Source organism: Pseudomonas sp. QC2 (assembly GCF_002859085.1).
Classification (GTDB): Bacteria; Pseudomonadota; Gammaproteobacteria; order Pseudomonadales; family Pseudomonadaceae; genus Aquipseudomonas; species Aquipseudomonas petroselini.
In genome coordinates this window covers 145,329-157,438 of sequence record NZ_PKKS01000023.1, presented here as the reverse complement: position 1 = coordinate 157,438, position 12,110 = coordinate 145,329, and the positions used below count along the sequence as shown (strand labels likewise).

12 protein-coding genes are annotated in these 12,110 nt (G+C 60.6%); 9 read left to right on the top strand and 3 right to left on the bottom strand.

Features of this window, described 5'->3' with window-relative positions; translation table 11 throughout:
- Window positions 1-46: 46 nt before the first annotated feature.
- Genes QCBJ_RS21460 through QCBJ_RS21445 form a run of 4 tightly spaced genes read left to right on the top strand, consistent with a single transcriptional unit; the run spans window position 47 to window position 3,929 of the window.
- A complete protein-coding gene (locus QCBJ_RS21460) occupies window positions 47-1,057 on the top strand; it encodes an ABC transporter permease subunit (protein ID WP_003171721.1) in 1,011 nt (336 codons plus the stop codon).
- Between the two features lie 10 nt (window positions 1,058-1,067).
- On the top strand, window positions 1,068-1,979 hold the full coding sequence (locus QCBJ_RS21455) for an ABC transporter permease subunit (RefSeq protein ID WP_043204774.1): 912 nt from the start codon (window positions 1,068-1,070) through the stop codon (window positions 1,977-1,979).
- 10 nt (window positions 1,980-1,989) lie between these two features.
- Complete coding sequence (locus QCBJ_RS21450; RefSeq protein WP_012722187.1) at window positions 1,990-2,958, top strand: ABC transporter ATP-binding protein; 969 nt, start codon at window positions 1,990-1,992, stop codon at window positions 2,956-2,958.
- Entirely contained in the window at window positions 2,958-3,929 is a 972-nt protein-coding gene (locus QCBJ_RS21445) for a peptide ABC transporter ATP-binding protein (RefSeq protein WP_012722186.1), read from the top strand. The genes QCBJ_RS21450 and QCBJ_RS21445 overlap by 1 nt, the downstream gene beginning before the upstream one ends.
- Window positions 3,930-4,155: 226 nt before the next feature.
- Here QCBJ_RS21445 and QCBJ_RS21440 read toward each other — a convergent pair whose 3' ends face one another.
- The 3 genes from QCBJ_RS21440 to QCBJ_RS21430 all read right to left on the bottom strand — a co-directional run bounded on the left by QCBJ_RS21440 (window position 4,156) and on the right by QCBJ_RS21430 (window position 6,607).
- Window positions 4,156-4,419 (bottom strand): hypothetical protein, encoded by a 264-nt coding sequence (locus QCBJ_RS21440; protein WP_012722185.1) that lies wholly within the window; start codon window positions 4,417-4,419, stop codon window positions 4,156-4,158.
- A 98-nt stretch (window positions 4,420-4,517) separates the two neighbouring features.
- Window positions 4,518-4,763 carry a hypothetical protein gene (locus QCBJ_RS21435; RefSeq protein WP_012722184.1) on the bottom strand — a complete coding sequence of 82 codons (246 nt, stop codon included), beginning with the start codon at window positions 4,761-4,763 and terminating at the stop codon, window positions 4,518-4,520.
- Between the two features lie 260 nt (window positions 4,764-5,023).
- Window positions 5,024-6,607, bottom strand: a complete 1,584-nt coding sequence (locus QCBJ_RS21430; RefSeq protein ID WP_012722183.1) for a peptide chain release factor 3 — start codon at window positions 6,605-6,607, stop codon at window positions 5,024-5,026.
- 295 nt (window positions 6,608-6,902) lie between these two features.
- Here QCBJ_RS21430 and QCBJ_RS21425 point away from each other — a divergent pair, with 295 nt between their 5' ends.
- The 5 genes from QCBJ_RS21425 to QCBJ_RS21405 all read left to right on the top strand — a co-directional run bounded on the left by QCBJ_RS21425 (window position 6,903) and on the right by QCBJ_RS21405 (window position 12,028).
- Window positions 6,903-7,655: an ABC transporter permease gene (locus tag QCBJ_RS21425; protein ID WP_252120892.1), complete on the top strand. Its 753-nt coding sequence runs from the start codon at window positions 6,903-6,905 to the stop codon at window positions 7,653-7,655.
- Between the two features lie 20 nt (window positions 7,656-7,675).
- The gene (locus QCBJ_RS21420) at window positions 7,676-8,569 is read left to right on the top strand and encodes a glycine betaine ABC transporter substrate-binding protein (protein WP_102061577.1); all 894 of its coding nucleotides are present in this window, start codon (window positions 7,676-7,678) and stop codon (window positions 8,567-8,569) included.
- A 12-nt stretch (window positions 8,570-8,581) separates the two neighbouring features.
- Window positions 8,582-9,235 carry an ABC transporter permease gene (locus QCBJ_RS21415; RefSeq protein WP_102061576.1) on the top strand — a complete coding sequence of 218 codons (654 nt, stop codon included), beginning with the start codon at window positions 8,582-8,584 and terminating at the stop codon, window positions 9,233-9,235.
- On the top strand, window positions 9,232-10,389 hold the full coding sequence (locus tag QCBJ_RS21410) for a betaine/proline/choline family ABC transporter ATP-binding protein (RefSeq protein WP_012722180.1): 1,158 nt from the start codon (window positions 9,232-9,234) through the stop codon (window positions 10,387-10,389). The genes QCBJ_RS21415 and QCBJ_RS21410 overlap by 4 nt, the downstream gene beginning before the upstream one ends.
- 475 nt (window positions 10,390-10,864) lie before the next feature.
- A complete protein-coding gene (locus QCBJ_RS21405) occupies window positions 10,865-12,028 on the top strand; it encodes a type III PLP-dependent enzyme (RefSeq protein ID WP_012722179.1) in 1,164 nt (387 codons plus the stop codon).
- Window positions 12,029-12,110: the final 82 nt, after the last annotated feature.

The following is a 12,110-nucleotide window of genomic DNA, read 5'->3' as shown; positions in this document are numbered from 1 at the left end:
GGTGGTGCCGGACCTGCCTAACCGGCTGATTGAGGTACACCACAAGATGTTTAGTTTTATTGCCCGCCGACTGGGGTTATTGATCCCCACGTTTTTCGGCATAACGTTGCTCACGTTTGCGTTGATTCGCATGATCCCTGGCGACCCCGTCGAAGTCATGATGGGCGAGCGGCGCGTCGACCCCGAGATGCACGCACAGGCAATGGAACGCCTTGGCCTTAACAAGCCGTTGTATGCGCAATACCTGGATTACGTCGGCAAGCTCGCCCAGGGCGACCTTGGCGAATCGTTGCGCACCCGCACCAGCGTGTGGACTGAATTCACCGCCCTCTTCCCGGCGACCCTGGAACTGTCCATGGCCGCCCTGTTGTTCGCCGGTATCCTGGGCCTGTTGGCCGGGGTGATCGCGGCCTTGAAGCGAGGATCCCTGTTCGACCATGGGGTGATGGGCATCTCCCTCGCGGGCTATTCGATGCCGATCTTCTGGTGGGGCCTGATCCTGATCATGTTCTTCTCGGTAAGCCTGGGCTGGACCCCGGTTTCCGGGCGTATCGACCTGCTCTACGACATCGAGCCGCGCACCGGCTTCATGCTGATCGATACCCTGCTGGCTGACGAGCCGGACGCGTTTTGGGATGCGCTGCACCACCTGATCCTGCCGGCCATCGTGCTCGGTACCATCCCGTTGGCGGTGATCGCACGGATGACCCGTTCGTCGATGCTCGAAGTGCTGCGCGAAGACTACATCCGTACCGCCAAGGCCAAAGGCCTGTCGCCGGCACGCGTGGTATTCGTGCACGGCCTGCGTAACGCGCTGATCCCGGTATTGACCGTGGTTGGCCTGCAAGTCGGCACCCTGCTGGCCGGTGCGGTATTGACCGAAACCATCTTCTCGTGGCCCGGCATCGGCAAATGGCTGATCGAAGCCATTGGCGCGCGGGACTACCCGGTGGTGCAGAACGGCATCCTGCTGATCGCCTGCCTGGTGATCCTGGTGAACTTCGTGGTGGATATCCTCTACGGCTTCGCCAACCCACGCATCCGTCACCAGCGCTGAGATCATGACCATGACCACACCTACTCAAGTGTCAGCAGTCGATCAAAGCCTGCTGTACCCGTCCCCGTACAAAGAATTCTGGCAAGCCTTCTCCAAGAACAAAGGCGCGGTTGCCGGCCTGCTGTTCATGGTGCTGATCGTGTTCTGCGCGATCTTCGCCCCGTGGGTTGCCCCGCATAACCCGAGCGAGCAATACCGCGACTTCCTGCTGACCCCGCCGTCGTGGCTGGAAGGCGGGCAGATCCAGTTCCTGCTCGGCACCGACGAACTTGGCCGTGACTTGCTCTCGCGTCTTATCCAAGGCTCGCGCCTGTCGTTGCTGATCGGTTTGTCGTCGGTGGTGATGTCGCTGATCCCGGGCATCCTGTTGGGCCTGTTCGCCGGGTTCTTCCCGCGCTTGCTCGGCCCGACCATCATGCGCCTGATGGACATCATGCTGGCCCTGCCCTCGCTGCTGCTGGCGGTGGCCATTGTCGCGATCCTTGGCCCTGGCCTGATCAACACCGTGATCGCGATCGCCATCGTGTCGCTGCCGTCCTATGTCCGCCTGACCCGCGCTGCGGTGATGGGTGAGCTGAACCGTGACTATGTGACTGCCGCCCGCCTCGCCGGCGCCGGTCTGCCACGCCTGATGTTCATCACCGTGCTGCCTAACTGCATGGCACCGCTGATCGTCCAGGCCACCCTGAGTTTCTCCTCGGCGATCCTCGATGCTGCGGCCCTGGGCTTCCTTGGCCTTGGCGTACAACCGCCAACCCCTGAGTGGGGCACCATGCTGGCTTCGGCCCGTGACTACATCGAACGCGCCTGGTGGGTGGTGAGCCTGCCGGGTTTGACCATTTTGCTCAGCGTGCTGGCAATCAACTTGATGGGCGACGGTCTGCGCGATGCGCTGGACCCGAAACTCAAGAACGCCGCCTGAGGAGATTCCCATGTCACTGTTAGAAATCAAGAATCTCAACGTGCGCTTCGGCGACAAGACCGCCGTGCCGGTGGTCGATGGCCTCGACATTACCGTCGACAAAGGCGAAGTCCTGGCGATTGTTGGCGAGTCGGGCTCGGGTAAATCCGTGACCATGATGGCGCTGATGGGCCTGATCGAACACCCCGGCATCGTCACCGCCGACGCGCTGAACTTCGACGGCAAGGACATGCTCAAGCTGAGCAACCGCCAGCGTCGCCAGATCGTCGGTAAAGACCTGGCGATGGTATTCCAGGACCCGATGACCGCGCTGAACCCCAGCTACACCGTGGGTTTCCAGATTGAAGAAGTGCTGCGCCTGCACCTGAAAATGTCCGGCAAGCAAGCGCGCAAGCGCGCCATCGAACTGTTGGAAAAGGTTGAAATCCCCGGCGCTGCCAGCCGTATGGACGCCTACCCGCACCAACTGTCCGGCGGTATGAGCCAGCGCGTGGCAATCGCCATGGCGATTGCCGGCGAGCCGAAGCTGCTGATCGCCGACGAACCGACCACCGCGTTGGACGTGACCATCCAGGCGCAGATCATGGAACTGCTGCTGGCCCTGCAGAAAGAACAGAACATGGGCCTGGTGCTGATCACCCACGACCTCGCGGTCGTGGCCGAAACCGCCCAGCGCGTGTGCGTGATGTACGCCGGCCAAGCCGTGGAAGTCGGCCAGGTGCCGCAACTGTTCGACATTCCGGCGCACCCGTACAGCGAAGCCCTGCTCAAGGCGATTCCCGAGCACAGCCTCGGCGCCACGCGCCTGGCCACGCTGCCGGGTATCGTGCCCGGTCGTTATGACCGCCCGCAGGGTTGCCTGCTGTCGCCGCGCTGCCCGTATGTGCAGGAGTCCTGCCGTACCCAGCGGCCTGGGCTTGATCCGAAAAGCAACAGCCTTGCGCGCTGCTTCTACCCCTTGAACCAGGAGGTGGCGTAATGGCCGTCGTTCTTACCGCCCGCGACCTCACCCGTCACTACGAAGTGTCCCGTGGCCTGTTCAAGGGCCATGCGTTGGTACGCGCGCTTAATGGTGTGTCGTTTGAACTGGAAGCCGGCAAGACCCTCGCCGTGGTAGGCGAGTCGGGTTGCGGCAAATCCACCCTGGCCCGTGCACTCACGCTGATTGAAGAGCCGTCTTCGGGCTCCTTGAAAATCGCCGGCCAGGAAGTGGCCGGCGCCGACAAGGCCCAGCGCAAGCAATTGCGCAAAGACGTGCAGATGGTGTTCCAGAGCCCGTATGCCTCGTTGAACCCACGCCAGAAGGTCGGCGATCAACTCGGCGAGCCGTTGCTGATCAACACCAACTTGTCGGCCGCCGAGCGCCGCGAGAAAGTCCAGGCGATGATGAAGCAAGTGGGCCTGCGCCCTGAGCATTATCAGCGCTACCCGCACATGTTCTCCGGTGGCCAGCGCCAGCGCATCGCCCTGGCCCGCGCCATGATGCTGCAACCGAAAGTGTTGGTGGCGGATGAACCGACCTCGGCACTCGACGTGTCGATCCAGGCCCAGGTGCTCAACCTGTTCATGGATTTGCAGCAGGAATTCAACACCGCCTACGTGTTCATTTCCCACAACCTCGCGGTGGTGCAACACGTCGCCGATGACGTGATGGTGATGTACCTCGGCCGCCCGGTGGAAGTCGGCCCCAAGGAAGACATCTACGCCCGGCCGCTGCACCCGTACACCCAGGCGCTGCTGTCGGCCACCCCGACCATCCACCCGGACCCGAGCAAGCCGAAGATCAAGATCGTCGGCGAATTGCCCAACCCCCTGAACCCGCCGCCTGGCTGCGCGTTCCACAAACGCTGCCCGTACGCGACCCAGCGGTGCAGCACCGAGGAGCCGCAGCTGCGGCCGTTGGATAACCGCCAAGTGGCTTGCCATTACGCGGAGCAGTTTGTGGCTTAAAGCAACACGCTCCCTCAAGGGAGCTGCTCTTGTGGTGAGGGCGCTTGCTCCCGTTCGACTGCGTAGCAGTCGCCCGCTTTTGGGGGCGCTTCGCACCCCAGCGGGAGCAAGCTCCCTCGCCACAACAGCCCGCGCCCACAGGGGTAAGCAGTGGTAACGCGTTTCACAGCCCTTCCCACCCGGTTGCGCATCAGCCGGGTGGGAGGGGCTTTCTTTTGGTCAAGACCTAGGTTTGGCTGTCGCCATCATCGTCGTCCGGGTCGTCACTGTCCGGCTCGTTCGTGGTGGAGTCATCATCGTCCTTGCTGCCACCCTGATCCTGGTCCCCAGGTTCAGCTTCAGACTTGGCCAACTGCAGGCCCTTGTCATGCGACGCTGAAAAGCTCGCCTGACCGCTCTGCACCGGGTTATGTGCCCAGGCCGCCGACATACCCAACGACATCAGCACCAGCACCTTTATCAACAGCACGACTCGTTGAAAAATACTCATGGTCGATTTCCGTCCAGTCAGTAGATGAAACCCGTACGACAGTGATCCACCGTCGCCATTCCTTGAAGCTAGTTGTGATACTGGGTTTGCGCCAGCTATCAGGTGTCCCCGTCATCATAGGTTTCGCTGTCTTCCCCTTCGTTGTAGGGGTTTTCTGCGTCCTCTTTGGGGGCAGGCTGAGCCTGAGGTTGCCAACTGCCGGAGTTGACCTCCTGCTGCTTTTTCTTGGTGACAGGGCCGGTGTCCTTCCACTGGGGCGTTCCGGCGCCTGCAAGCGCCAATGAGGCGGACAACCCCAAAGCCCCGAGCAGCACCAGTTGAATGGCGCGCTGAGTTATACGCACGGTGGCCTCCTATTCCGTCGATGGGTAAGTGAAATACCTGAAACGCTAGACGGGATGTAAGGTTCTCGCCAATTCCACGCCTGGCTGAAAGCAAAATGTGGGAGGGGGGCTTGCCCCCGATGGCGGCGTACCAGCCAGCGGACTTATTGATTGATACACTGCTATCGGGGGCAAGCCCCCTCCCACATTTTTGATGGGTGAGCGGCCATGAAAAAGGGCGAAGCCATCACAGCTTCGCCCTGTTCCTTACCGCTCAGACCTTAATGGTGCTCGCGGGTCGCACGGAATTTCACATCCGGCCAGCGCTCTTCCATCAATGCCAAATTGACTCGGGTCGGCGCCAGGTAGGTCAAATGACCACCACCATCCACCGCCAGGTTTTCCACCGCCTTGTTGGAAAACTCTTCCAGCTTCTTCTTATCGCTGCAATCGATCCAACGCGCGGAGTACACGGTGATCGGCTCATACGAGCACTCAACCTTGTATTCCTCTTTCAAGCGGCTCGCGACCACATCGAACTGCAGCACACCGACGGCGCCGAGGATGATGTCGTTGCTGCGCTCAGGGAAGAACACCTGGGTGGCCCCCTCTTCCGCCAATTGCTGCAGGCCTTGGCGCAGTTGCTTGGATTTGAGCGGGTCACGCAGGCGCACGCGGCGGAACAGTTCCGGGGCGAAGTGCGGGATGCCGGTGAAGCTCAGGGACTCGCCTTCGGTGAAGGTGTCGCCGATCTGGATGGTGCCGTGGTTGTGCAGGCCGATGATGTCGCCGGCGAAGGCTTCTTCGAGCTGTTCACGCTCGGAGGAGAAGAACGTCAGGGCGTCGCCGATGCGCACGTCCTTGCCGGTGCGCACGTGGCGCATCTTCATGCCTTTGTCGTATTTGCCGGAGCAGATGCGCATGAAGGCGATGCGGTCGCGGTGTTTAGGGTCCATGTTCGCCTGGATCTTGAACACGAAGCCGGAGAACTTCTCTTCCACCGGTTCCACGGTGCGCTCGTTGGCGACACGGGGCAGCGGGCGCGGGGCCCAGTCCACGACAGCGTCGAGCACGTGATCGACACCGAAGTTGCCCAGGGCGGTCCCGAAGAATACCGGGGTCAGTTGGCCGTCGAGGAATTCCTGCTGGTTGAACGCGTGGCAGGCGCCTTGCACCAGTTCCAGTTGGTCGACAAAACGGTCGTACTCGTCGCCCAGGTGGGCGCGGGCTTCGTCAGAGTCGAGCTTCTCGATGATCTTGACGTCGGTGCGCTCGTGGCCATGGCCGGCGGTGTAGACAATGATGTAGTCGTCGGCCAGGTGGTACACGCCCTTGAAGTCGCGGTAGCAACCGATCGGCCAGGTGATCGGCGCGGCCTTGATCTTCAAGACGGCTTCGATTTCATCGAGCAACTCGATCGGGTCGCGGATATCGCGGTCGAGTTTGTTGATGAAGCTGACGATCGGCGTGTCACGCAAGCGGCACACGTCCATCAACGCGATGGTCCGTGGCTCGACGCCTTTACCGCCGTCGAGGACCATCAGCGCCGAGTCGACCGCCGTCAGGGTGCGGTAGGTGTCTTCGGAGAAGTCTTCGTGGCCTGGGGTGTCGAGCAGGTTGACCATGTGGTCGCGATACGGGAACTGCATGACCGACGTGGTAATGGAGATACCCCGTTGTTTTTCCATTTCCATCCAGTCGGAGGTGGCATGGCGGTCGGACTTGCGGGATTTCACCGTGCCGGCCACCGCGATTGCCTTGCCCATCAGCAACAGCTTCTCGGTGATGGTGGTTTTACCGGCATCGGGGTGGGAAATAATGGCGAAAGTGCGGCGTTTCGCGACTTCGGCGGCCTGGTGGGTCATGGGAAATCGCCTGGCAGGTGAGTCAAAAAAGGGCGGCGAGTATAGCGCAAACCCAGGAGGACGGACCACCGTTCAGCCCATTGGGGGTGGCTAAATGCTGCCAAGTGTGGAACCTTTTAAAAGGTAGAGACGTCCACTCCCCTGCTACCGCACTCGGAACAGGGGCTGATAAATCAGCAAGTTAGCCTGACGAGGCTGCGCTCATGGCTCGATCGCATACCGCGTTGCCGGTATCGGCGAGCTGCATTTCGCGACCACATTCAGAGGCAGCCAGGCATGGCATTGCCGCCGGAGAATGTGGGCGCCGACAGAAGAAAAAAGGAGTCCGCCTGTGGCTATTCGCTATGGCAAAGGGCTGATAGGAGGAGCGGTTGTCGTCGCCCTCTTGGCCCTGCTGGTCCACTGGATCGGCATCAACACGATCGAACTGTACCGCGACGATTTGTTGTTTTACCTGCAAGCTCATTTGATCCTCGTTCTAGTCTCCATGCTGGCCGCCCTGATTGTGGGCATCCCCGCCGGTATCCTGCTCAGCCGACCGAACATGGTCGGGCGCGCAGAACGCTTCATGCAGATCTTCAACATCGGTAACACCGTCCCGCCCCTGGCCGTACTGGCCATCGCCCTCGGCGTTCTTGGCATCGGCAGCGGCCCGGCCATTTTCGCGCTGTTCCTCGCCTCCCTCCTGCCTATCGTGCGCAACACCTACGAAGGCCTGAAAAACGTTCAAGGCTCGCTGAAAGAAGCCGCCACCGGCATCGGCATGACGCCGCGCCAGGTGCTGTTTCGCGTGGAATTGCCCAACGCCGTGCCGATCATCATCGGCGGTGTGCGCGTGGCCCTGGCCATCAACGTCGGCACCGCACCGCTGGCGTTCCTGATTGGTGCCAACAGCCTCGGCAGCCTGATCTTCCCCGGCATCGCCCTGAACAATCAGCCGCAATTGCTGCTCGGCGCCGCGTGCACCGCGTTGCTGGCGTTGCTGCTTGACGGTCTGGTGACCATGGCCAGCCGCCTCTGGCTGGAACGTGGGTTGCGTCCGTCTTAAGGCTTGGCAAAGGAAATCACATGAAAAGACTGACTCTGATATTGAGCTGCGTCCTGCTGTTTGCAGGCATTGCGCAAGCCGCTGAAAAACCGTTGATCCGCATCGGCGCCCGGGTGTTCACCGAACAGACCCTGCTGGCCGAAATCACCTCCCAGTACCTGCGCACCAAGGGCTATCAAACCCAGGTGACCGGCGGCCTGGGCAGCAACCTGGCGCGCAGTGCCCAGGAAAGCGGGCAACTGGACCTGCTGTGGGAATACACCGGCGTGTCGCTGGTGGCCTATAACCACATTGACGAGAAACTCGACAGCGAACAGTCCTACGCTCGGGTTAAAGAACTCGACGCGAAAAAAGGCCTGGTCTGGCTCTCGCCGTCGCGCTTCAGCAACACCTACGCGCTGGCGTTACCCGAGAACGTGGCCAAGGAATTCCCGCAGATCAATAGCATCAGCGACCTGACCCAAGCCCTGGCGGAAAAAACCAAAGGCACGCGCCTGGTGGCCCTGGACACCGAGTTCGCCAACCGTTCCGACGGCATGGGCGGCATGGTCAAGCTGTACGACATGAACCTGACCCGCAAAAACACCCGGCAGATGGACGCGGGCCTGGTTTACACCGCGCTGCGTAATGGCCAAGTGTTCGCCGGCCTGGTCTACACCACCGACGGTCGTCTGAACGCCTTCAAGCTCAAGCTGCTGGAAGACGACAAGCACTACTTCCCGGACTACACCGCCGCGCCGGTGATTCGTCAGCAATACCTCGACCAGCACCCTCAGCTGGCCGCTGAACTCAAGCCGCTGGCCGATCTGTTCGATGACAAAACCATGCGCGAGCTGAATGCGCGGGTCGACGTCGAGCATGAAAGCCCGTCCGCCGTGGCCGCAGATTTTCTGCGCCAACATCCGATCAACTAAAGAGGAGAAGACATGGAATTTTTAAACGCCTTTTCCCATCTTGATTGGGCCCAAGTCCTGCATCTGACCTGGCAGCACATCACCCTGGTCGGCATCGCGGTGATCCTGGCAATCGTCGTAGGCGTGCCCCTGAGCGTGCTGATGACCCGCTTCCCCACCTTGGCCGGCCCGCTGCAAGCCAGCGCCACGGTGCTGCTGACCGTGCCGTCGATCGCCTTGTTCGGCCTGCTGCTGCCGTTCTACTCCAAGTTCGGCCAGGGCCTGGGGCCGATGCCGGCGATCACCGCCGTGTTCCTCTACTCGCTGCTGCCGATCATGCGTAATACCTACCTCGCCCTCACCGGCGTGGAACCCGGTATCCGTGAAGCCGCCAAAGGCATCGGCATGACCTTCGGCCAGCGCCTGCGCATGGTCGAGCTGCCCATCGCCGTGCCGGTGATCCTCGCCGGTGTGCGCACCGCCGTGGTGATGAACATTGGTGTGATGACCATCGCCGCCACCATCGGCGCCGGTGGCCTGGGTGTACTTATTCTGGCTTCCATCAGCCGCAGCGACATGTCGATGCTGATCGTCGGCGCCGTGCTGGTCAGTCTCCTGGCCATCTTCGCCGACCTGCTTCTGCAATGGCTGCAACGCTCGCTGACTCCAAAAGGACTGCTCAAATGATCGAACTTCAAAACCTGACCAAGACTTTTCAAAGCAACGGCAAGACGGTTTCCGCCGTCAACGACGTAAGCCTGACCGTCAACGAAGGCGAAATTTGCGTATTCCTCGGCCCATCGGGTTGCGGCAAGAGCACCACGCTGAAAATGATCAACCGCCTGATCAAGCCCACTTCGGGCAAGATTCTGATCAACGGCGAAGACACCACCGACCTCGACGAAGTGACCCTGCGCCGCAACATCGGCTATGTGATCCAGCAGATCGGCCTGTTTCCGAACATGACCATCGAGGAAAACATCGTGGTTGTGCCCAAACTGTTGGGTTGGGACAAACAAAAATGCCACGACCGCGCCCGCGAGTTGATGAGCATGATCAAGCTGGAACCCAAGCAGTACCTGCATCGCTACCCGCGTGAGCTGTCCGGTGGCCAGCAACAGCGCATCGGCGTGATCCGCGCACTGGCGGCCGATGCGCCGTTGCTGCTGATGGATGAGCCGTTCGGCGCGGTCGACCCGATCAACCGCGAGATGATCCAGAACGAATTCTTCGAGATGCAGCGCGCGCTGAACAAGACCGTGATCATGGTCAGCCACGACATCGACGAAGCCATCAAGCTCGGTGACAAGATCGCCATCTTCCGCGCCGGCAAGCTGCTGCAGATCGATCACCCGGACACGCTGCTGGCGCACCCGGCCGACGAATTCGTCAGCAACTTCGTGGGCCAGGACAGCACCCTCAAGCGCTTGCTGCTGGTGAAGGCCGAAGATGCCGCGGACAACGCGCCGTCGGTGAGCCCGGAAACGCCGGTGGCCGAGGCCCTGGAGCAAATGGACGAACTGGACCGTCGCTACGTGGTGGTCACCTGCGCCGAGAACAAAGCGCTGGGGTATGTGCGCCGCCGCGACCTGCACCGTCAGACCGGTACCTGCGGCCAGTATCTGCGTGAGTTCAACGCCACCGCGGCGTATGACGAGCATTTGCGCATCCTGTTGTCGCGCATGTATGAGTTCAACCGTTCGTGGTTGCCGGTGATGGATGCGGAGCGGGTGTTCCTGGGTGAGGTGACGCAGGAGTCGATTGCCGAGTACCTGAGCTCCGGTAAGTCGCGTGGGGGCAAGACCAGTATCGTGTCGCCGGCTGAGACTGCCCTGGCCTGATCTGACACAACACAGGTAAAAATGTGGGAGGGGGCTTGCTCCCGATGGCGGTGTTTCAGTCACTTCATCAGTCACTGATCCACCGCCATCGGGGCAAGCCCCCCCCACATTTAGCCTCCGGTGTGTCAGGGAAATGCCCTCAATTTCCCTTCTGCGGGGAACATCATTCCGTCACACCGGTCGGTTACATAAGTAGCTGCACGGCATCGCGCGACGAACGCGTGCAAAAACGCGACATTTTTAGTTGATCTATGGCCCCTCACGTCCTAAAGTTCGCGCCGAACGTCCATGCTGGAAACGATCCATCCGGCTCAAGTACTGACGACGAGACAGCAAGGCCAAGGGACGCAAGTGATCCCATGGCCTTTTTGCTTTCGGCGACATGCCTTGGGAAGTAGGCGAACCAAAGTGGGGATACGGAGGACGTTCATTTGCACCCATTGCTAATTTCAGTTTGCCCTTAGGAGTTCCCAGCATGTCGATCAATGTCGAAGATTATTTCGCGCGCGCCACGTTTGACAAAATGAAGGCGTTCGCCGACAAGCAAGAAACCCCATTCGTGGTGATCGACACCGCGATGATCAGCCAGGCCTACGATGACCTGCGCGCCGGTTTCGAATTCGCCAAGGTCTATTACGCCGTCAAGGCCAACCCGGCCGTCGAGATCATCGACCTGCTCAAGGATAAAGGCTCAAGCTTCGACATCGCGTCGATCTACGAGCTGGATAAAGTGATGGACCGTGGCGTCAGCCCCGACCGTATCAGCTACGGCAACACCATCAAGAAATCCAAAGACATCCGCTACTTCTACGAGAAGGGCGTGCGCCTGTTCTCCACCGACTCCGAAGCCGACCTGCGCAACATCGCCAAGGCCGCGCCGGGTTCGAAAGTGTATGTGCGTATCCTCACCGAAGGCTCGACCACGGCTGACTGGCCTTTGTCGCGCAAATTCGGCTGCCAGACAGACATGGCCATGGACCTGCTGATCCTCGCCCGCGACCTGGGCCTGGTGCCGTACGGCATCTCGTTCCACGTCGGCTCGCAACAGCGTGACATCAGCGTGTGGGACGCGGCCATCGCCAAGGTCAAAGTGATCTTCGAGCGCCTGAAAGAAGAAGACAATATCCACCTCAAGCTGATCAACATGGGCGGCGGCTTCCCGGCCAACTACATCACCCGCACCAACAGCCTGGAAACCTATGCCGAAGAAATCATCCGCTTCCTCAAGGAAGATTTCGGCGACGACCTGCCGGAAATCATCCTGGAGCCGGGCCGTTCGTTGATCGCCAACGCCGGCATCCTGGTCAGTGAAGTGGTGCTGGTGGCGCGTAAATCCCGTACTGCCGTCGAGCGTTGGGTGTACACGGATGTGGGCAAGTTCTCCGGCCTGATCGAAACCATGGACGAAGCCATCAAGTTCCCGATCTGGACCGAGAAAAAGGGCGAGATGGAAGAAGTGGTGATCGCCGGTCCTACCTGCGACAGCGCCGACATCATGTACGAGAACTACAAGTACGGCCTGCCGCTGAACCTGGCGATCGGTGACCGTTTGTACTGGCTGTCGACCGGTGCGTACACCACCAGCTACAGCGCGGTTGAGTTCAATGGCTTTCCGCCGCTGAAATCGTTCTACGTGTAAGACAGCCAGGCACAAAAAACCCATGACGTGTCATGGGTTTTTTTATGCATCAAGAAAGGCTCACGGCGCGCTGCTGGAAGGC